Source organism: Neobacillus sp. SAB-20_R2A, assembly GCF_049568635.1.
GTDB lineage: Bacteria > Bacillota > Bacilli > Bacillales > Cytobacillaceae > Neobacillus > Neobacillus citreus.
Genome location: NZ_CP145895.1, coordinates 2885369 through 2910881 on the forward strand (window position 1 = coordinate 2885369; position 25513 = coordinate 2910881).

The 25513-nt window shown below is 43.3% G+C and carries 21 protein-coding genes; 3 read left to right on the forward strand and 18 right to left on the reverse strand.

Translation table 11 applies throughout. The features are described from left to right. The first annotated feature begins 289 nt into the window (after positions 1-289). From V5M37_RS14055 to V5M37_RS14065, 3 genes are all read left to right on the forward strand, one after another. Entirely contained in the window at positions 290-871 is a 582-nt protein-coding gene (locus tag V5M37_RS14055; RefSeq protein ID WP_423802483.1) for an anthranilate synthase component II, read from the forward strand. Further along, entirely contained in the window at positions 861-2603 is a 1743-nt protein-coding gene (gene pabB / locus V5M37_RS14060; protein WP_423802484.1) for an aminodeoxychorismate synthase component I, read from the forward strand. The genes V5M37_RS14055 and pabB overlap by 11 nt, the downstream gene beginning before the upstream one ends. Before the next feature lie 339 nt (positions 2604-2942). Then, entirely contained in the window at positions 2943-6995 is a 4053-nt protein-coding gene (locus V5M37_RS14065) for a hypothetical protein (RefSeq protein ID WP_423802485.1), read from the forward strand. A 96-nt stretch (positions 6996-7091) separates the two neighbouring features. Here V5M37_RS14065 and V5M37_RS14070 read toward each other — a convergent pair whose 3' ends face one another. The 18 genes from V5M37_RS14070 to V5M37_RS14155 form a co-directional block, all read right to left on the reverse strand. Next, positions 7092-8192: a P1 family peptidase gene (locus V5M37_RS14070; RefSeq protein WP_423802486.1), complete on the reverse strand. Its 1101-nt coding sequence runs from the start codon at positions 8190-8192 to the stop codon at positions 7092-7094. Between the two features lie 85 nt (positions 8193-8277). After that, positions 8278-9177: an acetamidase/formamidase family protein gene (locus tag V5M37_RS14075; protein ID WP_423802487.1), complete on the reverse strand. Its 900-nt coding sequence runs from the start codon at positions 9175-9177 to the stop codon at positions 8278-8280. A gap of 22 nt (positions 9178-9199) precedes the next feature. Then, a complete protein-coding gene (locus V5M37_RS14080) occupies positions 9200-10132 on the reverse strand; it encodes a metallophosphoesterase family protein (RefSeq protein ID WP_423802488.1) in 933 nt (310 codons plus the stop codon). Positions 10133-10169: 37 nt separating this feature from the next. Next, complete coding sequence (locus tag V5M37_RS14085) at positions 10170-11771, reverse strand: APC family permease (protein WP_213139927.1); 1602 nt, start codon at positions 11769-11771, stop codon at positions 10170-10172. A gap of 155 nt (positions 11772-11926) precedes the next feature. Next, positions 11927-12865, reverse strand: a complete 939-nt coding sequence (gene mdh / locus V5M37_RS14090) for a malate dehydrogenase (protein ID WP_423802489.1) — start codon at positions 12863-12865, stop codon at positions 11927-11929. A gap of 31 nt (positions 12866-12896) precedes the next feature. Continuing rightward, entirely contained in the window at positions 12897-13220 is a 324-nt protein-coding gene (locus V5M37_RS14095) for a BMC domain-containing protein (protein ID WP_423802490.1), read from the reverse strand. A 1-nt stretch (position 13221) separates the two neighbouring features. Continuing rightward, complete coding sequence (pduL, locus tag V5M37_RS14100; RefSeq protein ID WP_423802491.1) at positions 13222-13884, reverse strand: phosphate propanoyltransferase; 663 nt, start codon at positions 13882-13884, stop codon at positions 13222-13224. A gap of 38 nt (positions 13885-13922) precedes the next feature. Then, on the reverse strand, positions 13923-14207 hold the full coding sequence (locus V5M37_RS14105) for a BMC domain-containing protein (protein WP_213115508.1): 285 nt from the start codon (positions 14205-14207) through the stop codon (positions 13923-13925). 21 nt (positions 14208-14228) lie between these two features. After that, on the reverse strand, positions 14229-15746 hold the full coding sequence (locus V5M37_RS14110) for an aldehyde dehydrogenase family protein (RefSeq protein ID WP_423802492.1): 1518 nt from the start codon (positions 15744-15746) through the stop codon (positions 14229-14231). Positions 15747-15769: 23 nt separating this feature from the next. Then, a complete protein-coding gene (locus V5M37_RS14115; RefSeq protein ID WP_423802493.1) occupies positions 15770-16231 on the reverse strand; it encodes a hypothetical protein in 462 nt (153 codons plus the stop codon). Beyond that, positions 16218-17231 carry a phosphotransferase enzyme family protein gene (locus V5M37_RS14120; RefSeq protein WP_423802494.1) on the reverse strand — a complete coding sequence of 338 codons (1014 nt, stop codon included), beginning with the start codon at positions 17229-17231 and terminating at the stop codon, positions 16218-16220. The genes V5M37_RS14115 and V5M37_RS14120 overlap by 14 nt, the downstream gene beginning before the upstream one ends. A gap of 21 nt (positions 17232-17252) precedes the next feature. Then, on the reverse strand, positions 17253-18515 hold the full coding sequence (locus tag V5M37_RS14125; RefSeq protein WP_423802495.1) for an aspartate aminotransferase family protein: 1263 nt from the start codon (positions 18513-18515) through the stop codon (positions 17253-17255). 77 nt (positions 18516-18592) lie between these two features. After that, complete coding sequence (locus tag V5M37_RS14130) at positions 18593-19369, reverse strand: DeoR/GlpR family DNA-binding transcription regulator (protein ID WP_423802496.1); 777 nt, start codon at positions 19367-19369, stop codon at positions 18593-18595. A 79-nt stretch (positions 19370-19448) separates the two neighbouring features. Beyond that, positions 19449-20207 carry a 3-oxoacyl-ACP reductase FabG gene (gene fabG, locus V5M37_RS14135; RefSeq protein WP_423802497.1) on the reverse strand — a complete coding sequence of 253 codons (759 nt, stop codon included), beginning with the start codon at positions 20205-20207 and terminating at the stop codon, positions 19449-19451. Between the two features lie 223 nt (positions 20208-20430). Next, on the reverse strand, positions 20431-21750 hold the full coding sequence (locus V5M37_RS14140; RefSeq protein ID WP_423802498.1) for a DUF2254 domain-containing protein: 1320 nt from the start codon (positions 21748-21750) through the stop codon (positions 20431-20433). A gap of 121 nt (positions 21751-21871) precedes the next feature. Continuing rightward, entirely contained in the window at positions 21872-23503 is a 1632-nt protein-coding gene (locus V5M37_RS14145) for an ABC transporter substrate-binding protein (RefSeq protein WP_423802499.1), read from the reverse strand. 127 nt (positions 23504-23630) lie between these two features. After that, positions 23631-24545, reverse strand: coding sequence for an oligopeptide ABC transporter permease (gene opp4C, locus V5M37_RS14150; protein WP_423802500.1), 915 nt, complete (start codon positions 24543-24545; stop codon positions 23631-23633). 17 nt (positions 24546-24562) lie between these two features. Beyond that, positions 24563-25513, reverse strand: coding sequence for an ABC transporter permease (locus V5M37_RS14155; protein WP_423802501.1), 951 nt, complete (start codon positions 25511-25513; stop codon positions 24563-24565).

Here is a 25513-nt window from a genome sequence, read left to right on the forward strand (position 1 = left end):
ACCTCTTTATGTAATAATAAAAAACGTTTACTTAAAAGATTATAGGTATAAAAAATTTAACTTTCAACAAAGGTGCCTAACAGAAAAATCTATATTTCGAGGACCAATAGGACTAATTGCTCATTTTAATATTTGAAAACACCTTTATTTTAAAAGAAAAACTTTCACTTTCTGGAAAAATATCACTTAAAGTTAAACTGAAAAAACAGGACAAGTTTACTAATTCCTCTATGTGAATGTATACTAATATTTGAATTTTGTTTAAATCTAGGTGGTGAGAGTAAATACCATGATTTTAATGATCGACAACTATGATTCATTCACGTATAACTTAGTTCAATACATACGCAAGTTCGGTGAGGAAGTAGTAGTGATTCGGAACGACCAGTTAACCTTGGAAACAATAGAATTCATGCAGCCTGATTCTATTTTGATTTCTCCCGGACCGGGTAATCCCGATACCGCTGGTCTTTGTTTAGATGTTGTGAAAAGATTTCATCAGGAAATTCCTATATTGGGTGTCTGCCTTGGTCAGCAAATCATTGCCCAAGCATTTGGTGGAAACATTATAAAAGCGGCGAAGCCAATGCATGGAAAAATTTCTTCCATCACGAATGACAAGCGTGGTGTCTTCAAGGGACTGCCTTCACCCTTTCAAGTCACACGATATCATTCATTAATAGTCGAAGAATCCACTCTTCCCTCCTGCTTAGAGATTAGTGCCAGAAGTGAGGACGGGGAAATTATGGCCCTTCGCCATAAGGAATATAAAGTGGAAGGCGTTCAATTCCATCCTGAATCCATTTTGACAGAAAACGGAATGGACATGCTACGAAATTTTTTTATAAAGGAAAAGATAAATGAAACATAGAGCACCTCTATTAGTCTTAGAATTTGCCGATTTATCCGGGAACATTATGCCATATACTTTTCAAAATCCTATTGAAGTAATTACGGCTCGTACAATTGAGGAAGTATTACCATGCTTTCAACGCCTGCAAGAATGGGTGGACAACGGTTATTATGCAGCGGGGTTTCTTTCATATGAAAGTGCGCCAGCCTTTGATTCGGCTTTCAAAGTGGCGGATGGCGGTACCTTCCCCCTGCTTTGGTTTGGTATATTTCAAGAGCCTTTGAATGAGCAGGTCAACAGTACCGGCTCCTATACCCATACGGAGTGGGCAGCATCAGTTACGATGGATAAGTATTATCAAGCGATTGATTTTATTAAGCAATCCATTGAATGCGGCGATACATACCAGACCAACTATACCATTCGGTTAAACTCTCACTTTCAAGGAGACGACCTTGCTTTTTATGGAAAACTTAAAAAAGCCCAGTCTTCGAATTACTGTGCGTACATTAATACAGGTGAACATAGTATATTATCAGCCTCTCCTGAATTGTTTTTTCACTGGAATGGCAGCGATATCACCACCCGGCCGATGAAAGGTACGATAAAAAGAGGAAAAACATTGGAGGAAGATAAAGCAAATTCGAACTGGCTTTTCGATTCGGAAAAAAACCGGGCCGAGAATTTGATGATTGTGGACCTATTACGAAATGATTTAGGGATGATCGCTGAACCTGGCACGGTTTCAGTTCCAAAGCTTTTTGAAATTGAACATTATCCGACCGTACATCAAATGACCTCAACGATAACGGCAGAGGTGGCTGATCATATCCAACTCGTTGAAATATTTAAGGCCCTTTTTCCATGCGGGTCTATAACAGGTGCACCGAAGATTAGCACGATGAAAATCATTACCGACTTGGAAACGGAACCGCGTGATGTTTATTGCGGTGCGATTGGATATATCACCCCGAACAAGGAAGCTGTTTTTAATGTACCGATTCGAACCGTTTTGATTGATCATCTTACAGGAGAAGCTACCTACGGGGTTGGCGGCGGGATCACATGGGATTCTACCTCTGCGGGTGAATATGAAGAAATTCTCACTAAAGCAAGTCTGCTTGAAGCGAATAGTCCGGAGTTTCAATTGCTGGAAAGCTTGTTATTGGAGGATGGCACCTTCTTTTTATTGGATGAGCATCTCCATCGCTTGAAAAATTCTGCTGAATACTTCGGTTTTCCGTTTGATTTTGATGGCATCAGAAGGACTTTGAATGATTTTTCAATTAACCATAATACGGGTCAATTGAAAGTTCGTCTTCTCTTGGACCGGCAAGGCCAGTATACAATCGAAGGTAGTCCGATTAACCAAATGGATTCTGTCGTGAAGGTTACTCTTGCAGACAAACCAGTAACCAAGGAACACTTATTTTTATATCATAAGACAACGTATCGTGACATTTATACGCAATTCCAGAAGAAGAAGCCGGGTGACATTTTCGATGTCCTCCTTTGGAATGAAGATGAAGAATTGACGGAATTTACAAATGGGAACATCGTTTTGCAAATAGGCGGATTATTATGGACCCCCTCCGTAAAAAGCGGACTACTAGCTGGTACTTTTCGTGATATTCTTATAAAAAATGGTGAGATCCAAGAAAAAACACTCACGCTTGCAGATCTGTATAATAGCGAGAAAATCTGGTTTATTAACAGTGTCCGTAAATGGATGGAAGTACAATTGGTTTAACGCGTTTATGAGGAGGAGTGCAGCGTGCACCTTCCTCCTCTTTTTTAATCTCCCCATACAGTCCTCTACTCCATCTTACATTCATTAACAGATTCTACTATTTTCATAATGTTTATATAATATTTTAAAATATCAAATTTCTACAAAAAACTCTTTATTCGTAATAAAACCTAGCAAAATCAGTCGTTTGTTATCGAGAACATTTTATTTTCTACTTTTTATTAATGCTGTATTATTATATTGAAATTCCAAATATTATTATTGAAGAATTTGGGGGTGCATAATTTGTTTGTTCTTTAAAGTGAACATCATTCTTTATATCGGGGGAGGTTTTTGCATATGAAAAAAAGATTAAAAATCTTGTTTACTGTCATTTTGTGTTTATTACTATTGTTTCAGGCGTCTGGTCAGACTACTATCGCCAAAGTAGAAAGCAAAACCAAAAATAGTACAGAGGTTATCAACAAGAAAAAAAGCAAAATTACTGCTGCTGACCGACAAGCTGCAGCTGACCGATTATCAGTTAAAATGGACGCAGTAAATAGCCAAGACACAACACCTACGCTTACGCCGGGTGCAACTCCGGATTATTTTGGTAAAATCCCTAACTACGCGAATAGCCAGCTTCCCACTGATGGACCGGTCGTGAAAATCAACGGCGACGGTACAGGAGCTGCAGCCACCGCAACCGTAGCAAATGGAGTTATTTCTGAAATTACGATCGTTGATGGCGGTTCTGGATATTCTATCCCTCCTACTGTTGAGATCTCTGGTGGCAACGGAACAGGAGCTGCTGCAGAAGCAATAGTGGAAAACGGAGTAGTGAAAAGCATTACGATCACCAACGGCGGCAGCGGTTATGTTAGAACTGGAGGCATCCGCAAGTTTGTCGATTCATTACCAGGATTAGGAGCAAATAATGCCAACAATCTTGGTCAGTATATACCTGTAGCCGTACCAGATACAACAACCTATAATGGCTCAGATTATTATATCATCGAACTCCGTCAGTATACCGAAAAGCTTCACAGTGACCTGCCTCCTACAACCCTTAGAGGCTATCGGCAAATAGACTCTCAAGGTAACCCTATCACCAACTTCAACTACCTTGGACCAATGATTATTGCACAGAAGGACCGTCCTGTTAGGGTGAAATTTGTTAATCATCTTTCAACAGATGAAGGAGGAAATTTATTCTTACCAGTAGATACAACTGTTATGGGCGCTGGCCTTGGTGACAAGGGGTTGAAAGTAACACCAGGTTACCCGCTAAATTACACACAGAATAGGGCTACCCTGCATTTGCATGGTGGAAATACTCCATGGATTAGCGATGGTACACAACATCAATGGATTACTCCAGCAGGAGAAAAAACCGATTACCCACAAGGAGTTAGCGTTCAAAATGTTCCAGATATGGCCACTCCTGAACCGGGCTCACAAACCTTCTATTACACCAATCAACAAAGTGCTAGATTAATGTTTTACCATGATCACTCCTATGGTATCACTAGACTTAATGTATATGCGGGTGAATCTGCTGGCTACATCCTTGAAGACTCAGCAGAAAAATCATTAATCGACGCGGGAGTTATCCCCGCAGAGCAAGTGCCGCTTATTATTCAGGACAAGACCTTTGTCCCAAATGACACTCAACTAGCCGCAACAGACCCGACTTGGGATAAATCCAAATGGGGCGGTGAAGGAAATCTCTGGTTTCCGCATGTTTATATGCCAAACCAAAATCCTTACGATATTGAAGGGGCAAACGCAATGGGTAGATGGGACTATGGACCATGGTTCTGGCCGCCATTTACAGGGATTGTGAACGGTCCAGTTTCAAACCCTTATTATGACCCGGTCAATGCACCGTGGGAACCGCCGGTAATCCCTGGAGTTCCTAATGTATCGGTTGTCCCAGAAAGTTTCATGGATACTCCGCTTGTTAACGGAACCGCCTACCCATTCCTTAAGGTGGGAAAAAAAGCTTATCGTTTCAGGATTTTAAACGCCAGCAACGACCGCTTCTTTAATCTACAGCTTTATTTTGCTAAGTCGAACGATGCGATGTGGGATGATAACGGCAACTTAAATAATCCAAATGCCGGAGAAGTGAACATGGTGCCGGCCGTTCCAAAGGCGGGGCTTCCTAGCACTTGGCCAACAGATGGCCGTGATGGCGGTGTCCCTGATCCAGCGGAATCAGGTCCAAGCATGATCCAAATCGGTACAGAAAGCGGCTTTTTACCAAAGCCTGTCGTTCTACCGAATACACCAGTTGGCTACGATTATGACCGCCGCAGTATGACCGTCTTAAATGTCACAAATAAAACGCTTTTCCTCGGTCCTGCTGAGCGTGCAGATGTCATTATCGATTTTTCCGGTGTCCCTGATGGTTCTAAGCTCATTCTCTATAACGATGCACCTGCACCGGTTCCGGCATTTGACACCCGCTACGATTATTACACTGGGAACCCGGATCAAACTGACACAGGCGGCGCACCATCTACCCTGCCTGGATATGGGCCGAACACAAGGACAATTATGCAGTTCCAGGTTTCTGCCAATCTTGGAACAGGTAATACCTTTAATTTAGATACATTGGATAAACAATTGCCAGCCGCTTATGCAAATTTTCAAGATAAACCAATAGTTCCTCAGGCAGGTTACAACAATGCTTTCGGTACCACTTATCCTGCTGACGGCTATGCAAGAATCTTTGATACATCCATGACCTTCTTCAACGGGCCGATAACAGGATTTAAATTAACTAATGGCGGATCTGGTTATACATCTGAACCTACAGTATCCATAACAGGTGGTGGCGGTACTGGGGCAGCCGCGACTGCTACATTAGCAGCAAGGCCAATTGAGTCGATAAGTGTCAATAATGGTGGAACCAGTTACACTAGTGTCCCACAGGTGTCTGTTACAGGTGGCGGCGGATCTGGGGCGCTAGCGGAGGCAAATCTTACGCCAACTTCAATCGCCACTATCACGGTTACTAATGGCGGGAATAAATACTCTTCTCCGCCAACAGTGTCATTCATTGGCGGCGGCGGGTTAGGAGCTGCGGCTACAGCCACAGTGAGAAACAACAGAGTCACGGCGATAACAGTAACAAATCCTGGCTCCGGCTATACGTCTGCACCAACCATACAATTTACGGGCGGTGGTGGCAACGGTGCTGCTGCAATAGCTAATCTTACCCCGACCTCTGTTGGCAAAATAACATTATCCAATGGCGGTTCTGGTTATACTTCAACACCTTCTGTAACCATTACAGGTGGAGGTGGATCTGGGGCTCAAGCAACTGCCGTACTCGCGCCAGCAGCTGTAGCCAGCGTTCAATTAGTCAACGGTGGAGATGGTTATGGTTCAGCTCCAACTGTAAGCATCACCGGAGGTGGCGGATCTGGTGCAACCGCTGAGGCGTTAGGACTTACAATGGAAATGCAGCCTAAATCAATTATCGAAGACTTTGATGTGAATTACGGAAGAATGAATTCGATGTTAGGGGTCGAAGTGCCTCACACAAGTGCTAATGTTCAAACCTCCATCCCATATGTTGACATTGATCCGCCAACAGAAATATTTAAAAACTCTGATGCAGCCGTTCCTTTAGGTACGCTAACGGATGGTACACAAATATGGAAAATTACTCATAACGGTGTGGACACACATGCAATGCACTGGCATATGTTTGATGTGCAGTTGATTAACCGCGTAGGTTGGGATGGTATGATCAAGGCTCCGGATCCAAATGAATTGGGCTGGAAGGATACCATTCGCATGAATCCGTTAGAAGACGTGATTATTGCAATGAGACCGATTATTCCAGATGTCCCGTTCGATCTTCCTAACAGCGTACGGCCGCTTGATCCGACGATGCCGCTCGGGTCGGCCATGGGCTTCATGAACGTAGATCCGACCAATCAACCGGCCGCGGTCACAAATCAATTGGTGAACTTTGGTTGGGAATACCTGTGGCATTGTCATTTGCTAGGACATGAAGAAAATATTATGATGCGGCCGATGGTCGTAACTGTTGCTCCTAAAGCGCCGGACACTCTTGCAGGTGCAGCAGGTAAAACGGGTGTGACGTTAACCTGGACCGATCGCTCTCTGAATGAAACCGACTTTTTAATTCAGCGGTCTACCGCATTAGATGGGCCATGGACCAATGTCGGGACAATAGCTAGTGCGAAAGGAGTTGGCAGCAACGTTACATTTTTAGATAAGTCTGTAACGAAGAAGAAAACCTATTATTACAGGATAATCGCCAGTAATACAACGGGCTACACTCAGAAATACTCAGCGCCGACGGTTGGCTATCCGACAATGACGGAAAATTCACAACCGACAACACCGATTTCTGTTATAACACAATAAAAAAAACGAACTCCGGATTTATTAACGTTATCCGGAGTTCTTATTTTGTAACTTTAAAGTAGACATAGTCGCTAACTCTACATGTGATAATAAGAATTATATTCGATTATACTCTTTCATTATCCGCAATAGATCTTGATGATCAATCGCTTCAACCTTATGCCCGTTGGGTTTCACGGTTGTCATTGTTTCTGCTGCAATAAGGGCATTTACCACAGACTCATCAACTGCCTGACAAACCGCTTCATATATCGGGTCAAAAACTTCGTCATTAACAAACTCCATTTTCAGCTTTTCTGGTGCTGATTGCGGAATATCCATTTCGTTCGCAGTAGAAAATGCGAGAAAAATATCTCCTGAACTGTTTCCGCCAGGACTTCCGCTTCTTCCAATGCCAATCGCCGCACGTTTGGCAACGCGCCGCAGTTGGTGTGGAAGCATCGGGATATCAGTCCCAATAATGACAATGATGGAGCCCTGCTCTTTATCTAAAAGTTTTTCCTTCATCATATGTTTTCCTACCGGTACACCTAAAATGGTTAGCCACTCTCGCAAGCCAAAATTGGCTTGGACAAGAACTCCTATATGATGCGTCTGGCCATCGATGGTAACAACACGTGATGATGTCCCTGTCCCGCCTTTAAACTCGTAGCAAATCATTCCCGTTCCACCGCCAACATTCCCTTCAGCAACGGGACCCGTTTTTGCATTATTAATCGCCGAAAGCACATGCTCTTCAGAAATATGCTGACCGTTTATGTCATTAAGGACGCCATCATAGGTTTCGGCAATAACAGGCATTGACCATAAATGTTCATTACTGAACTGTTCACCATAATGGTTTATCATCCATTTTGTGGTGGCATGATGAGCCATTCCTACCGAGTGAGTATTGGTGATGCAGATGGGGCTAAGAAAGTAGCCGGCATCGTTCACCCAATGTACCCCAGTCATCTCGCCATTTCCATTTAAACTGTAAAATCCGGCCCAAATTGGCTGCATTGTATTCTTTTTTCCTCTTGGCAGGATGGCCGTCACTCCAGTACGGATGGGCCCTTTACCGATTTGAACCGGCCCTTCCCCTTCAATAATGGTCGTAAAACCAATTTCTACCCCCGGTACATCAGTTAAGGCATTATTTTCTCCTGTCACACCAGGGAATGGCAAGCCGAGATCACGGGCACGCTTTTTACCCAAATTACAACTCCTCCTTACTGCGAACAAAAGAGGGCTCAACCCACTCCATCAAGATTTACAGAGTGAAGCTGCCCTCAACTTGTTCTTACTTTATTTTGTATTCGTATTTATCTAGGATCCATTGTGGGAGTTCCATCCGTGCTGTCATGAGCGGATCCACTATTTGGCAGATTCGCAAGTCACCCACAAGGGATAACAGCATTCCTGCTTCATCGGTATCAAATTCAAGCTGCTGGACAAGAAATTGATGCATATTGATTGTGGCTTGTTTGGCCGCCTCATCTAAAGTTTCAGCAGATGCAATTGTGATTAGCTTTTCTTCGCTGACAAGCATCGGCAATGGATACGATTCTCCTTTTAAAACATCGACCTTGACGGTTACTTCTCCAGGTATTTCCAATCCGCAAATGACAATTTCTCCATCAGCCATCACGGCATGCAGGTCTCCCATTGAAAGAAGGGCGCCTGGAACATTTACCGGTAAATAAAGAGTAGAGCCCTTTATGATCTGCTTGCAATCCATATTGCCGCCATGTTCGCCTGGTGTACCAGTCGGAATTTCCACCCCGCTAGGAGCGGTACCGATAACACCAATCATCGGTTTAATAGGAATATGAATTTTATCATTGAAAATAGCTTTACCTTCCCGAATTGGAATAACTTTTGTCGTTTCGCCCGACACATAATCCCGTAAAACACCAAGCTTTGGTGTCGTCGTCATGACACCTTTATGGTCTATTTTAATATCCAATATCTCTACTTTTAGAATATCCCCCTGCTCCGCCCCTTCTACATACAAAGGACCTGTGGCGGGGTTGATCTGGTCCCAGCCGACCGAGCTGAACAGCTGATCCTCCCGCTGGATTTGATTGCTAAAGCAGTCATACGTTTCGAACACCACCGTGCTGCCAGCCTGAACTTTTTTAACAGGCTTATTGTTCGGTGACATCGTCAGTACTCCTTGTTCCTTGCGAATGATTTCCATGGTTACAACTCCCTTAAAAAAATTACCCCGCTGTCAGTGTATAGGACACCTGTCCATCAGCACCGACATCCACCAACGCGCCCCTTAGCAGGCCTTGGTCATAGTCTGTACCGGCGTTAATGCAAATGGTTCTCCCTAATGCCGTCACACCGCGGCTTTCATGAACATTCCCGTGCAAAGATAGGAGCGGCTGGTATTTTTCAATCGCCTCTCGCACCGCTTTGCTTCCTGCTGGACCGGTTGCCAGGGAATCCCCATCAAGTACAGGCTTTAACTCATCATCATATAAGGTCCCTTGATCTAAGTCAGTATCATAAGGAGGGATATGAATATTAAAAATGCAGCGATTCATGTCCTTCACCTGCGCGGCCAATTGTTCGATTTTCTCTGCCAGCTCTTCCTCGCTAAATTCACGCGGGTACTTAAACACACTAGGCTTACCGCCACCCACAGAAAGAATCTCAAACCCATTTACTTCAATAATTTTCCCATCACCGTTTGCGACAAAACTTCCCGCGTTCATCAGTTCATCTAAATAAAAATCATCGACACTTCCAGGAATCAAGATGCAGGGAATTCCTGCCGCTGAAAATCGCTCATCTGCCAACCGAATCCACTCCTGCAGGACTTCAATCTGCTTCTCTTTGATGATCAGCTCGGCATCATTTTCGTTTAAACGATTTAATTCATCCTCTGTGACTAAGAAGGGATAGAATCCGGCATCCCTAAGATTTCGCTCCAGATCTGGCAATTCCTTCTCTTTTTTAACTTTAACGGTTGAGCCGTAATACCTGCAAGTATAAACGCCGTTTTTTTCCACAATCGGAACAACCATTTTCCCGGTTAAATCCCCTCCAAAAATAACTAAGTCAGCTTTATAAAACTTACCGGCATTAGTGAATTTTCGGAAGGCTGTTTCACCGCCATGCAGGTCTGCTGCATAAAAAATTTTCACTTTGCTCACCCCACTACTTTTTTTAAAAATGGTTTACTTAATCCGAAGGGATCTCTTGGAACTGTATATCGATATCGATTCCTTTCTTCGCATGGGACCGCTTCATCACGAAATAGACGATAATTGGGATTAACATTAAGCAGAGCGAAACCACAATCATTGTAAATGGCAAATCGCCTCTCAAAAACGGAATCAAAAGATAGTAACAAATCGAAACACTGATTGCCAGGGTTAACCAGCCAAGAATGGTAATTAAATGGATTCCTAAAAATTTTGTTTTTACAATCGGCGGTGAGGAGTTAAACAAAATCTTCTTGCGGGTGGAGAAAACAATTCCGGAAATCCCCAGGAAAATCCAAGCTAAGAACCAAGTGAATATCGTATATGCGATATTGGCCGTCCAGGAAGGCATAAAAATATCGAGCATTAAGAAGAACCAGGCACCGATGATGACCGTTCTTAACGCGTAGGTTGGTGAATTCGTTTTCTTGTTGAGTTCCATAAATTTGCTAGGAATCAAGCGGTCAAAAGACCAAGCGACAATATTACGCGAAGGGCCGAAGCCAAGACCTGCCGCTGAGCCAAAGGTGGCCACCGCGAAACAGATAGCAATCAAAAAGACAAATACTGGGCTCTTCGTCATAATTCCAATCATGATCGTGATAAATGGATCATAGCCCTTGAAAGGATAGGCCTCATGGCCGGCATTGTACAGATAATACAAGCTATTGGACCAAATATCGCCGAAGTTAATATAAGACATCGCATAGAAAATCGCCCAAACAACCATTAAAATGGCCAGTGAACCAAATAAGGCCAGAAGCTGAGATTTTTGCACATTACGGACTTCGCCAGCAAGGTTTGCCCCAAAGGTGGAGCCAAGGGTGTTTAGAATAATGTAAGTGGAACCGGCCATGACTGTTGCTCCAAAAAGGAACTTTGTTGTGTAGCCATCTGCTTCAGCTAATTTAATGACATCGCCATAGGCCAAGCCTGTCAGCTCAGTAAAATTAGCCGCAAACGTTCCCTGCCCGGTAATCAGGTTTGCAATGATAAAGACAACCGCCCCTACCAGCGTTGCACCGAGCGTTAAATAGGCCAGCCTAACCATCCACTTTGTCCCTTTATAATAGATAAAGTAGATGAACGCCAACAGGGCGGTACCAATAATCGCATGCATGATATTGCTGTTGAAAAACTCCGCCAGCCCCAGCCATGTTGCGTCATTTCCGTTAATGAGTGCTATTGAATAGAAGAATTCAACGATCGACCATTTGATAATCCAATTTAACAGAATTCCCGTCCAAGAAATGGATGTAAACGTTATCATAAAACTTGCCATCAGTCCAAGCGATGGATGCAGAATCCTACTTATATAAATATATTCTCCGCCGGAGCGCGGCATTGAGACCGATAGCAGCCAATAAAGGCCTGCAATAATAAACATCTGCGCCACCGTCAAAATCGCCCAAACCATATGGGCACCCGGATATAAAAATGGTGCCCACATAATATACACGAGTGCGAACATTAAACCCGGGTTGGCAGCGGAATAAATCATCGTGTCAATTGGGCTGATCTGTCTGGCAATTCCACCTGTTGACTTTTGTTCAAATAATGCGAGACCTGCTTTAGACATCTTTTCACCCTTCTTTCTTTAAAAATAAAAGAAAAATCACAGTGACGAGACATTCTACACCAAAGACAATTTGCTTTCTCTAAGAAAAGAGGCTTCTTCTGGCAGTCACCCCCTCTAGATAATTAACAATATTCTGAAAAGTAAACTCAAAAAAATTAATCTAACAAACGCAGCAAGGATTTTACGGCTTGAGCAGAAACATCGAGCCCCTCTTTTTCCTCAGGTGTGAGCGGCAATTCTATAATACTCTCAATGCCATTCCCGCCAAGAACTGCAGGGACCCCCAAATATATGTCCTGATACCCATATTCCCCTTCTAAATAGGCAATCGAAGGGAGAATTCTCTTTTTGTCCTTTACGATCGCCTCAGCCATTTCTACGATTGCTGCGGCGGGGGCATAATAGGCACTACCCTGACCTAAAAGTTGAACAATCTCACCGCCGCCGTTGCGCGTCCGTTCCACGATTTTATTAATCTTCTCCTTAGAAAGGATCCTTTCCAATGGAATACCGCCGGCATACGAAAACCTGACCAACGGCACCATCGTATCGCCGTGCCCGCCCAAGACAAAGCTAGATATATCTTCTATCGACACATTTAATTCTTGAGCAACAAAGGTATTAAACCTAGCCGTATCAAGGACCCCCGACTGCCCAATTACCCTGTTTTTAGGGAATCCAGTTGTTTTGTAGCAAACATAGGTCATCGCATCAACCGGATTGCTAAGGACTAATACATAACTATTCGGAGAATAGTAGGCGATATTTTCAGATACTTCCTTGATAATTTTTGTATTTATTGAGACTAAGTCTTCCCTGCTCATCCCAGGCTTACGGGCGACTCCGGCAGTAATAATAACCAAGTCTGCGTCCTTAATATCTTCATAGTGGGAGCTGCCTATTATGATAGAATTATATTTCTGCACGGGACCCGCTTGGAGTAGATCTAATGCCTTCCCCTTTGTCGGATTTTCCTGCGAAGGAATATCCAACAGGACAATGTCCCCCAACTCCCTTTGGGCGAGCATCAGAGCGATTGTCGTCCCGGTATGGCCTGCCCCGATGACGGCAAACTTTATTCGTTTGAAGGACATAATTCATCCTCCTTTCTTGCATCTAGAACGTTTAAGATTTTTTTTCTGAATTGTCTTCAATCTTCTCTTGTTTTTTAACGTTAGACTTCTCCATAAATAACTGCGGCAGGCTTTCATCAGGATGTGGAATGACATGAAGTGCAATTAAAGAACCTTTTTTTCTGGCCATATCCGCCCCTGCTTCGACCGCTGCCTTTACGGCACTGACATCCCCTTCTACTACGATCGTAACGAGAGCTGGGTCGACCATATTTTGTTTGACAAGCTGGACAAATGAGGTTTTTACCATCACATCTAATGCTTCGATGGAGGTAGCCAGCCCTCTAGTTTCAATCATTCCTAAAGCTTTTGCCAACTCACCTCACCTCTTCCGCGTCTCTTTTCACCAGTTTCCCTGTCTGCCCGCTTACAATCAACCCAGCATTCGCTTCATCAGTATCGATATGCATTTCCAAAATATACTTAGATGAAACTCGAATCTGCACCCTTTCATATCTGATCGGCCGAATTAGATGACCAACTTCCACGGCAACATATTCCCCGTCCGCCACACTAAATTGGAGTGCCTGATCTGGCGACATATGGATATGTGCTTGGGCGATGATTAATCCTTTTTCTAAAAATAGACTGCCATTCGGGCCGATAATGGTTACCGGCGAAGATCCCTCTAAGTCTCCTGATTCTCGGATAGGCGGCTTCAAACCAAGTTTAATTGCATCGGTTTGACTTGCCTCTACTTGTGTTTCCTTCCGTAATGGCCCAAGAACCCGAACTCTTTCGATGCTCCCCTTCGGTCCGGCAATGATGACCGTTTCATTTGCAGCGAATTGCCCGGGTTGCGACAAATCAGCCTTTTTCGTTAACTGATAACCCTTGCCAAAAAGGAATTCTAAATCCTTTTCCTTTAAATGACAATGCCGTGCCGATACACCAATAGGAATACAGGCCTCATCATGAGGACTCTGTTGCAGCCGCCTTATTACTTCCTCAACAATCCGTTTTGTTAGTTCTTCCTTCATCCTCTTAACCTCATTTTTTCATCTCTTGAATTATAGGTCTATCCCTCAATCTTCGGTAATACCAGCTGCAATTCAGTATGCGGCCTTGGAATGACATGAACTGAGAGAAGTTCGCCCACCCGCTGTGCCGCTTCACTGCCTGCTTCTGTCGCGGCTTTAACCGCGCCGACATCACCCGTTACTAACACAGTCACAATTCCGCCGCCAACATGGACCTTCCCTACAAGATTTACGTTCGCTGCTTTTACCATCGCATCGGCCGCTTCCAATGAAGCTACCAAACCTCTTGTTTCAATCATGCCAAGAGCACCATTTATCGCCATACCCTATTCCTCCTAAATGTACTAAGATTTTTGATATTGTTCTATTACACTCTTAACTAACTGGGTAATCATCTCTTTGTCTATCTCCATCCGGTTCTTGCTTGCTTTTTCCAAGACCTGTTCGACGATTTTCTCACTGCTGCCGATTTTTTCAATCGATTGTGCAGGCTTTGGAATGGATACATCCTTTATTCCGTAAGCGATTCGTTTAATATTAATCAAATGCCTTGCCGTGATGTTGTCTCCCGTAATGTTGCCACCGTATGACCCGCACCCTAGTGTAAGCGAGGCGGTCAATCCTGTCGTTGCACCTGCAGCGCCAATCGATGCCAGTGTGTTTACTAAAATTCTAGAGACGGGCATTTCAAGACCAAACATTTTGGCGACATTCTCATCATTGGTATGAAGGGCGAGGCTATGGCCCCTTCCGCCAATATTCAACAATTCCTGACAGATTCTTTTCGCCTCTTCCACATCCGTAGCTGTATATAGGGCAAAAATCGGAGCAAGTTTTTCAATTGAAAAAGGGATTTCCTTCCCAATTGATTCTTCCTCAGCAATTAACAATCGTGTCCCACTTGGTACTGTTAGGCCAGCCATGGCGGCAATTTTTACGGCAGACCTTCCAACAATCGCTGGATTCAATTTTCCCTGTGTTGGAGAAATCACGTTTTCGACCAATGACTTTTCTGAGCCAGTTAAAAAGTAGGCACCATTGTTTTTTAATTCTCTTATCGTCATTTCTTTCACGTTTTTGTGGACGACAATCGCCTGCTCGGTGGCACAAATCGTGCCATTATCAAACGTTTTGCTGTCAACAATCATCTTGACTGCTTTGTTGATATTAGCGGAACGATCAATATAAACCGGAACATTCCCTGGTCCGACACCGTAGGCAGGTTTTCCAGAACTGTACGCGGCTCGGACCAGCCCGCCGCCGCCTGTTGCCAGGATTAATTGGATATCTTGATGGTGCATCAGTTCGGTCGTTGCCTGCATTGTCGGTCTGCTGATCCAGCCGATTAACCCTTCAGGTGCGCCTGCCTCGGTGGCGGCATCTCGGCATACCCGAAGCGCCTCCACCGTACACTTTACCGCCGAAGGATGCGGGCTGACGACAATCGCATTTTGCGATTTTAATGAAATAAGTGTTTTAAAAAATGCCGTCGAGGTTGGGTTCGTCGTTGGGATGATCCCGGCAATAACACCGAACGGGTAGGCGATTTCCGTGATTTTTTCTTTTTTGTCTGTTCTGATGATGCCTACCGTTTTTTCATCCTTGATAGATTCATAGACTCCCAGTGAGCCTAAGTCGTTTTTAATTTTTTTATGTTCAACCACACCCATTCCTGTTTCCTCAACGGCCATTTGCGCTAGTCTTTCAGAAGCTTGATAGGCTGCTTGTGCGGTTTGCTTGACGATGCGGTCGACCTGTTCCTGGGAAAATTGCTGAAACCTTGCTTGCGCTTCCTTTGCCCTGCTGACAGCTTCCTTCATTTCTTGAATAGAATTCAAATCTGTATCCATTTGCAAAAACATTCTCCCTCCCTTCATCTATCTTGTTAATCATGATGCGGGAAAAATTTCACCTGCCCTTGTCCCTCTTCCAAACTTGCAGTCTTATTCCCTAAACGTTTCCAGCTCGATAATTCGTCTTTTGTTAGTGGAGGATAATCAGACTGCCCGCCTGCATCTGCCTGTGGTTTCCTGTTAAAGCAAATTGACGCGGAAATATTCTTCCATATGTTGATTTCTTCCTCTGACAAGGGAGCGAGGTGAGTTCTTTCCTTAGAAAAACCTATAGCTGAAGAAATTTCTTTCCATTTTTTAAAATCATAATCTGACAACGGCGGATATTCCGGGCTTTTGTTTTCTTCATGAGGACCTGTGTTCCAACCGTTGGATTGGGACGGACCCGCGTATTCTTCCAGCTTCGAAAGTACTAATCTGGTAATCTTTTCGACCAATTCGGCATCCATTGTATCACCACCTAAAACTGCCACAGGTTTCTTAAATTTTTCCATCTCGTAAATACTTTTCTGCTAATTCATCGGTATCTTCTGTAAAGCCACTGCCCAATTCTCGTGTTGTCTCGTTATCTCGGCTGCCAACCCAGGCAATCAGCTGAAGCCGCCGCATCAGTATAAAAGAAGGGATTTCTTGTTCTTCTTCCTCCGAAAGAGGGCGGACACTTCGATAGCCTTTTAACCATGAAGCAATGAGTTCCGGGACATATGGCTTATGTTCAATAAAGCTTAAGGATGTTGCAAGATCATATAAATACCAGCCAAAACCACAATCATCAAAATCAATTACTTTGATTTGATCCCTTTCAACTAAAAGATTTGCAAGTCGTAAATCAGAATGGATGAGGCCGTAACGGGTTGGGGCTTTGCCAAATCGCTCCAATCTCGTTTTTATTTTAGCGGACACCTTTGTGAACAGTTCTGCCCGCTCTGGCGTTATCGCCAGTCCATCCTGCCATCTGCCCCACTTTGGAGATTGGCCAAGTATGGTATCGTAATCCCAAGTAAGCCTTCGGACATGAAGTAGTTGTTCCCAATTGGCAATACTGTGTTCATGCAGCTGGGCTGTAATCGCACCAAGCATATTAAATTGGCTGATTAGCTCCTGCTGATTATCTTCATTAGGTGCCTCGCCCTCCAAAAATGTGAAAAGTGTACAGTGGTAGTCCATGTTATCATGGTTAACGACTTGAATATATTCACCATTTCCCCCAGATACCGGCAAGGAGACCTGGATAGACGAATGCTGGTCAATCGACCTTAACCACTCCAGTTCACTTTCCACTTCTATTTTTGTGTGGTACCCGGGGCGTCCCACACGCAGAATATATTTTTCCCTCGTAGTAGTGTCTGTAATTAGGTAAGTAGCATTTTCGGAATAGTTTAATAGTTGAATAGAAGATTGCAATAAAAAGGGATAAAAAGGAATAGCGGCTTTGGCAATTTGATTAAATTTTTCCATGGATTCCTGTAAAGGATCAATTGAGGAGCTGCCCATATCATTACTCCTTTCGAATTGTTAACTGTAGCTGAAAATCAATTTAGCTGCTTGTTTGATGCTTGCCTCGCATTTTGACAGTAACTCATCACAATATTCTTTATCGCAAAGCAAACCAGGTTTAAATTGCAGGACCCTATTATCGAGCATCGAGTAAATAGCCCACACGCCATTTTTATAAAGTTCCTGCATGACATAAAGGGCGCCTTGCGGATGATTAAACTCAAGCCCCATCACCACGCCCAATTGGCGGATACCGACAAAAAAGTCTGGATGCTGCTTCTTGATGGTTTCTAATCCTGTCCGCAAGTATCGGGCCACAAAATCAACGTTTTGCTGAACCTCTTTACGCTGCGAAATTTCAAGAACCTTCATGGCAACAATACAGCCTAATTCTGATCCCCCGAACGTCGAGATATGAGCAAAGCCATCTTCATTCATCCAATTCCCAGCTTGTTTGCTGACGACGGTTGCGGCAATCGGATAAATTCCGCCGCTAAAGCCTTTAGAGGTCACGAGAATATCCGGTTCGACCCCATAATGTTCAATCCCCCAAAGCTTACCAGTCCGCATTAGACCAGTTTGTACTTCATCGGCGATATATAAAGTCCCGAATCTTTCACACAACTTTTTTACAGCGGATAGATAGCCTCGTTCCGGCAGCGGGAACCCATAGGTTGCAGGGATGGTTTCAATAATGACACAGGCGACATCTTCATTTCCGAGTGCCCGTTCCATGGCATCCAAATCATTAAAGGGAACATGAATAAATTCCGATGGGTCACCCTCACTTAAAAACATCCTGGAATACCGTTCATTTCCTAAAGAGACGGCGAGGCCTGTGTGACCGTGATAGCCATTTATAATCGAAACAATTTTCTTCCGTTTCGTTGCATAGCGGGAACATTTCAAGGCTACATCAATAGCCTCGCTTCCGCCAGCAGATAAAATGGAATAATGAAGGCTGTCAGGTGTACATTGTGAGAGTTTTTCCGAGAGGCGTGCACGCGTCATGGCCGGAAAGTGGTGATTACCGATATCAAATTCATCCAATGCTTCTTTCAAAGTGGCAATAATTTCTGGATTGCGGTGACCAAGATTATAAGTCCCTCCATTTAAATGGACATCCATTAATTTCTTGCCTTCCATATCATAAAAGTAATATCCTTCCCGTTTCCCCATCACTAAGTCAATGCCATCTTTTTGCCATTGGCTGGTTTTTCCCGGGTTCCACCATTTAATAGAGCGGTCAAGGATTGCATTTTTACTGCCAAATTCAATCATATTCGTTTCTCCTTATCTCTCAAAGCGTTTAGTTATGATGGTTATCACATCTTTAATTTTTGAAATTCAGGATTTCTCTATATCTCATCGGCCACAATTAATTCAACGCCACGGGCCGCTACAATTTTCTTCCACTCGTCGGGGCAGCTTTGGTCCGTGATAATCCTGGATGCATCTGTAATCGAGCACATATAAGCAAAGGTCGTTTTTCCGAATTTGGAATGGTCGGCGAGAACTATGACCTCCTCTGCTCGCTCCATCATTTTTCGGGAGATGCTTGATCCGCTGATATCATAATCGGTAATTCCGTTGGCAATGGAAACCCCTCCTGCACAAACAAAGGCTTTATCGGCACGAAGCATTTCAAGCATCCGTTCGGACAGCGGCCCGCTCATATATTTCTGGTTTCTTTCAATTTCGCCGCCAATAAAAATGACTCGGCCCTTAAAACTGTCCATGGCCGCAAGCATGACTGGAACAGAATGGGTAATCAGAGTAATATCCTGCTTATCTGCGAGGAACGGAATCATGTCGAGCGGAGTCGTTCCGTTGCCAATCATAATGATGTCACCGTCTTCCACTAGGTCTGCAGCCGCCTTACAAATGGCTTGTTTCTCTTTTTGGTTAATCGTTGTTTTTTCATCGAAAGGCAGTTCCCAGCTATGAATCTTATTTTTGATGGCACCACCATATACTTTTTTCAAATATCCTTCCTTTTCAAGCCGGTCTAGGTCGCGGCGAATCGTTTCATCGGAAACATGGAGAAGGTTGGCCAAGACGCGCACCTGGACCTTTTCTTCCTTTTCTAAAGATTCCATAATGGTTGTTTTTCGTTCTTCATAGGATAAAGACATATCTAGTACCACCTACTAAGCACAGAATTGGAACCTTTATTCTAGTAAAGGTGTTAGTTTTTCAAAAAATAACTCGTAATTAATTTTCAGGTAATATTTGTCCGCCATCGACGATGATCGATTGTCCAGTGATAAAGCCTGCTTCTTTAGTGGCCAAGAACAGGGCTGCATAGCCAATGTCTTCAACGGTGCCAAGCTTTTTCATTGGGATGGCCGAGGCCATTTCTTCTAGGTAGTCATCACCTAGACCTTCGAGTCCTTCTGTTAAGACATTCCCTGGCAGCACAGCATTCACGGTAATTTGTTCGCCAGCCAGCTCTAAGGCCGCTGTTCGCATGAAACCCAATTGCGCCGCTTTACTAGCCGCATAATGAGACCAACCCGGATAACCGGTAACAGGACCAGTAATCGACGAGGTAATGACAATTCGTCCGTATTCAGCTTGCTTGAGATATGGGATGCACGCTTGTACAGCGTGGAATGTGCCCTTCGCGTTGGTATTCATGACAGTATCCCAATCTTCATTTGTCATCGTCTCCAGCGAGGCAGATGGAAAAATCCCGGCATTGGCGCACAAAACATCAATACCGCCAAATGTTTCATGGACCTCTTTCACTACAGCCTTCATCGAGTCACGATTTTGGACATCGCCTTGGAATGCCACAACTTTTGCATTTTTGCTATCTAATTCTGCTGCACATGCTTCGGCGGCCTCCAAATTTCTTGCGACAACCGCAACATTGGCACCGTGCTTGGCAAACACGCGGGCAATCCCTTTCCCAATTCCTTTACTGCCACCCGTAACGATAACTGTCTTACCCTGCAATGAACTATACATCTTAACAGCTCCTCTACTATTTAAATGTGAATGGGCTTTTTAAAAAAACAACAAGTTGCCAATATCCAATTTGCATGAAGTTGTGGGATGTACTGTGAGATGTTGTGGATTTTAAGATAGTAAATATGTATGATAGCCTAGAACAGAATATTCAGTTTATAAAAAATAGTTGTCTCTATTAAAAAAAGCCCATTGACTGGGCTTTTGGCATTTGGATAAATATTTAAAGAACTTTGAATTCATGCTGTCGTTTACATGCCTTAGCTAGTATAAGAAGCAAGTCATTTAGGTAACGACGATCAAGGGAAATTAATTTTTTATCTTGAATACCCTCCAAAATATAGGCGGTAAATTCCCATACAGTATTTTTAATAGTAGAATCGTTGGTTTCAGCGATAACCGTTAATGCTTTTAGAATGGCACGGATGATTGAGATATCTTCTTGGCCATAGTGACGTATTTGATAAAAGCTTAGGTATAAATAATCTGAAAAAAGAAGCTGCTTAGTAATAAGCCTTAAGTTGCCTTGTTTATCGTATTTTAAGGGTTTCGGCAGTTGTTTTTGGCCTAGCCCTTCCAAAATACTGCCAATCTGTTCAATACAATTAACAGCTGTATTTGGATCATTCACGGCAGGCGAAATCGCACGTAAAGCGATTTCAACTAACTTTTTTAACCCAAATTCAACATTATGGTAGGGGGACCGAGTGGGACCGATAGAAAAATAAGTGGACAGTTCATTTTCGAGCCCCTCATCTGCCATGTTCCAGACCGAAAACAAAGGTGAACCCTGGTTAACGAAATCAGCCTGTTTTTTTTCGATTCGAATAATACCATTATTTCGCACTGCCACTTCCAATAGGGCAGCTTCATTAATAACTTCAATATATCCAGTTTCCGGGGCTTTTATCAGAATAGGATCATGTTTTTCGTGAGATTCAAAATCGTATTCTTCCCTTTTAACCTCCACTGTTTCGTTTATCGAGTATTTTTCCTCAACGACCTTTTTGGTTTCAGAAGAAATTCTAAAAATTAAATGACCGACTTGTATCCAATTGGAGGTATGATGGACAAAAAAGATGAAAGCGGCTAAGCAAATTATGGTTACAAGTATAGCGAATGAAGGTGACAGGAATGTGGTCTTTTCCTCTGTTTCTCTTAACAACAAAAGTAGAATGACAGAATATACAAAACCACCAACAAAGCTTCCCAATACACGCTGCGTGCTATGGTCGGTAATAAAATTTTGCAATGTCCGCGGTGAGAAGTTGGACAAAAACGTAGTCAGAACAACTAATATCGAGGAGAACGTAATAGTTGTCATTGTTAGAAGTGCCGAGGAAATGGAACCTAGCACCGTTTGAGCTAATCCCTTATCGGAAAGCAAAAGATTTGGCACGTATTTCAAAATATCAGGACGGGCCGATAAAAAAAAGTCAAAGCGAATCGTCAGAATGGCCAATATAAAAGCAACCAAGCTATAAAGGGCTGGCAAATACCAGAAACTGCCACGAATATGTCTCCATAGAGTTAATAGCTTCATACGTGTCTACCTCTTCTAAAAAACAAGTTTTTTTAACTAGTCTTGCCAAAAGCTTGGCATCATAAAATGTGTAAAAACGCAGAAAACCAGCGGGGACTACCCCCGCTGGTTTTTTTTGTAGTTATTTTTCAATTTGCCATTCATTCACGTTGTAGAACATACCGAATTGCTTTGGTTGTCCCACTTTAACTTTCTTATTTACGGCTCCCATTAGGAAGTCTGAATAAAGTGAAAGTGTTGGCAGATCTTCATGCAGGATTTCTTGGACTTTGTCATAAATCACTCTGCGCTTTTCTGGATCTGGTTCTGATTTACCTTGTGTTAACAAATTATCAAGCTCAGGATTGCTATAATCAGCAAAATTATAGGTTGCACCAGTAGCATAGAATGTACTTACATCCGGATCAATTTGGTACGGGATTCCTAGGAACATAATATCAAAGTCATGCTTAGCACCTTTTTGCATATGAGTTGGGAAGTCGTACTTTTGAACCTGAACGTTTAACCCTACTGCTTTTAAATTTTCTGCAATAATAACAGCGGATTGCTCACGAACCTGGTTGCCGATTGGAACATTGACTCGAATTGGCTTGCTCTTATCCCAGCCTGATTCTGCAATGAGCTTCTTAGCTTTCTCTGGATCATATTGGTAATTCTTAATGTTTTTATCAAAGTATGGATGGATCTTTGTGTATGGTCCATCAATGATTTCTGCTTTTCCTTTTAATAACTTTTCAACAAGTTGCGGACGGTTAATCGCATAAGCAATCGCTTGGCGCATCTTCTGATCAAAGGTTTTTGTATTCATGTAGATTTCCTGCCAATCATAGCCCTTTGGATCATTTGTTGTGACATTCGCCATATTTTTCACTTTTTCAATATCTTGAATCGCAATTGCACCTGTGGATGGGTAGTTGATATGGATTTCGCCTGTTTGCAGCTGTGCTGTAATGTTTGCTTGTGGAACTACCTTAAAGAACAGCTTGGCAGTTTTTGGTGCACCTCGATAGTAATTTGGATTTGCCTTAAGTTCTACACTTGATTCCCCGCTGAAGTTAACAAGCGAATAGGCACCATTGGAAACGGTTGGCTTTAACATAAATGGATCTTGATGAAGTGTTGCCGGATCTTTATCCTTCAAGATATGGCTTGGTACAGCTCGGAAATTGATTAAGCTCCCTTTTAGATAGTTCGGGTCCGTCGGTTTTTTAGTATGAATGACAAAGGTTTTGTCATCAACTACTTCAATCCCCTTAACAGACTTTTCTCCTTTTGGCAGCTGGCCATTTTCATCCAGACCATCAATAACGTTAAGAGTTTTCAAGCCGGAACTTTGAACGGCAGGATTGGCCAGCAGATCAAACGTAAATTTAACATCCTCAGACGTAACAGGCTTCCCATCTGTCCAATTTGCCTTTGAATTAATTTTAATCGTAAACGCTTGATTATCCTTTGTTTCAAAGCTTTCTGCTAACTTATTTTGAAATTTCATGTTTTCATCTGGTTCAAAGAAAGGATCAAATAGAATATTTGCCAAGGTAATGGCACCCAAGTCACGGGTATTAATCGGATTGATCGCACCGATTGCGTTTGAAACACCTACGACAATGGTATCACCATATTGTGCTGAGCCGCCGCCCTTCCCATTTTCCTTCGGTGTGCTTGATGCATTATTAGAACCTGAACATGCACTTAAAAATAATAACAAAGCAATCGATAAAAGCGTTAAAAATTTTCCTTTCAGCTTCTTCATTCCCGTCCCTCTTTTCGTTTTATATTGGTTTGCTATATATCATTGGGGGCATGGCCTCCAATCGTTTAACGCCTTAATGTGATGAGGGGCTGGCCCCCACTGAGTTAATGCGCTAAATACCTCAATGTTACTTCAATGTTTTCGGATCCAAAGCGTCCCGCAGGCCATCACCGATAAAATTGATTGCTAATACGACAATGACAATCATTACCCCCGGAGGAACCCATAGCCATGGCTGGTCGGTTAATACCGTGATAGATTGGGCATCTGTCAGCATGTTCCCCCAGCTCGCCGTTGGCGGCTGTACACCCATTCCGAGGAAGCTTAGGGAAGCTTCTACGATAATGGCTGCTGCTATGCCAAATGTAGCCTGTACAAGTATAGGAGCAATCGCATTCGGTAAAATATGCTGGAATAAAATCCTTGGTGTACTTAACCCAAGCACAACACCCGATTTGACATAATCAACATGTTTCAGCGAAAGTACCGTTCCGCGAACCAATCTGGCAACGGCCGGCCAGCCTAGGAGTCCCAAAATCCAGATGATATTAAATAGGCTAGGCCCTAAAATACTGACCACTACAAGAATTAACATCAATCCAGGGAATGACATGAAGACGTCTGTCAATCGCATTAACACAATATCGACCCATCCGCCAAAATAGCCGGAAACTGCACCTAGGATGGTTCCAATGACGGTGTAAATAAGAACTGCCCCTAGTCCGACTGCCATCGAAACTCTTGATGCATAGATGAGGCGTGTGAAAAGATCCCGACCGACTTGGTCGGTTCCTAACCAGTGCTCAGCAGATGGCGGTGCAGAAAATTCGTCATAAACCTGATACGGGTCCTTTGGTGCAATAGCTGGTGCAAAAATCGCAATCAGGATGATTAACAACATCAAAATACTGCCTGCTACGGCCAAGCGATGCTTCATAAAACGTTTAATTATTAGTTGTAAAGGCGTTTCCTCTCCGCCAATCTCTGTATGGGAAATGGGAGGTTTTACATCCTTTTTAATATTTGTTTCAAGCATTGGCATACCATGTTCCTCCTTCCCTATTTATACTTAATGCGCGGGTCAACAAACGAATAGACAATATCTGTTAATAAATTGGCAAACAGCACCATAAATGCCGTCAATAGATTAAGAGCCATCAGTGTTGGATAATCCCTCGACATAATCGACTGAATGGTCAACTGACCCATTCCCGGCCACTGAAATATCTGTTCGGTGATAACCGCTCCGCCAAGTAAGAAAGGAATCTCCATGCCAATGATCGTAATAATCGGAATCAAAGCATTTTTTAAAGCATGTTTATTGGTAACAACAAATTCCTTTAACCCCTTTGCTCTCGCCGTCCGTAAATAATCCTGGCCCAGCACCTCCAAGAGACTTGCGCGGACATAGCGGACATATTGTCCTGAAATTCCGACTGCGAGCACGATCACCGGAAGAATTAAATGCTGCACCTTATCCAAGAAATTGTCCTCACTGCCGAGAGTCGACATGCCCCCAGCCGGCAGGACCTGCAATTGTACAGCAAAGATATAAATGAGGCCCAATCCTAGGAAAAAATGCGGGATGGAAATTCCGAAAAAAGAAGTCCCTGTCGCCAAATAGTCAAGTTTGCTATATTGCTTGACTGCACTTAAAATACCGATCGGCAGAGCGATGATTAACCCGACTATAAGGGCTAGTCCCATTAATTCAAATGTCGGGCCAAGCCTTTCAAAAATCATCTCTTTTACCGGTTCATAAGTCGAAAAAGAGTAACCCAAATTGCCTTGTACGAGGTTACCGAGCCAATGGAAAAACTGAATGTAAAGCGGATCATTTAAGCCAAGCTGTTCCTTCCTCATCGCCAGCAGTTCAGGAGAAGAATTGGGGTCGACGTACATATCAACCGGGTTTCCCGGTGCCATATTAATAATGATAAAGTTGACAACCATAACCCCAAATAAAACAGGGATGGCGATTAAAAGCCTGCGAATAATATAGGGAACCAT

Bases quoted from the DNA above. Each gene is read 5' to 3' on its own strand.
- V5M37_RS14145 (WP_423802499.1), bottom strand. From the start codon at position 23,503: ATGAAGAAGCTGAAAGGAAAATTTTTAACGCTTTTATCGATTGCTTTG.
- V5M37_RS14120 (WP_423802494.1), bottom strand. From the start codon at position 17,231: ATGGGCAGCTCCTCAATTGATCCTTTACAGGAATCCATGGAAAAATTT.
- V5M37_RS14115 (WP_423802493.1), bottom strand. From the start codon at position 16,231: ATGGAAAAATTTAAGAAACCTGTGGCAGTTTTAGGTGGTGATACAATG.
- V5M37_RS14075 (WP_423802487.1), bottom strand. From the start codon at position 9,177: ATGGAAATCATTCGCAAGGAACAAGGAGTACTGACGATGTCACCGAAC.
- V5M37_RS14130 (WP_423802496.1), bottom strand. From the start codon at position 19,369: ATGTCTTTATCCTATGAAGAACGAAAAACAACCATTATGGAATCTTTA.
- V5M37_RS14085 (WP_213139927.1), bottom strand. From the start codon at position 11,771: ATGTCTAAAGCAGGTCTCGCATTATTTGAACAAAAGTCAACAGGTGGA.
- V5M37_RS14155 (WP_423802501.1), bottom strand. From the start codon at position 25,513: ATGGTTCCCTATATTATTCGCAGGCTTTTAATCGCCATCCCTGTTTTA.
- opp4C (WP_423802500.1), bottom strand. From the start codon at position 24,545: ATGCCAATGCTTGAAACAAATATTAAAAAGGATGTAAAACCTCCCATT.
- fabG (WP_423802497.1), bottom strand. From the start codon at position 20,207: ATGTATAGTTCATTGCAGGGTAAGACAGTTATCGTTACGGGTGGCAGT.
- V5M37_RS14055 (WP_423802483.1), top strand. From the start codon at position 290: ATGATTTTAATGATCGACAACTATGATTCATTCACGTATAACTTAGTT.
- V5M37_RS14140 (WP_423802498.1), bottom strand. From the start codon at position 21,750: ATGAAGCTATTAACTCTATGGAGACATATTCGTGGCAGTTTCTGGTAT.
- V5M37_RS14125 (WP_423802495.1), bottom strand. From the start codon at position 18,515: ATGATTGAATTTGGCAGTAAAAATGCAATCCTTGACCGCTCTATTAAA.
- mdh (WP_423802489.1), bottom strand. From the start codon at position 12,865: ATGTCCTTCAAACGAATAAAGTTTGCCGTCATCGGGGCAGGCCATACC.
- V5M37_RS14105 (WP_213115508.1), bottom strand. From the start codon at position 14,207: ATGGCGATAAATGGTGCTCTTGGCATGATTGAAACAAGAGGTTTGGTA.
- pabB (WP_423802484.1), top strand. From the start codon at position 861: ATGAAACATAGAGCACCTCTATTAGTCTTAGAATTTGCCGATTTATCC.
- V5M37_RS14110 (WP_423802492.1), bottom strand. From the start codon at position 15,746: ATGTTTTTGCAAATGGATACAGATTTGAATTCTATTCAAGAAATGAAG.
- pduL (WP_423802491.1), bottom strand. From the start codon at position 13,884: ATGAAGGAAGAACTAACAAAACGGATTGTTGAGGAAGTAATAAGGCGG.
- V5M37_RS14065 (WP_423802485.1), top strand. From the start codon at position 2,943: ATGAAAAAAAGATTAAAAATCTTGTTTACTGTCATTTTGTGTTTATTA.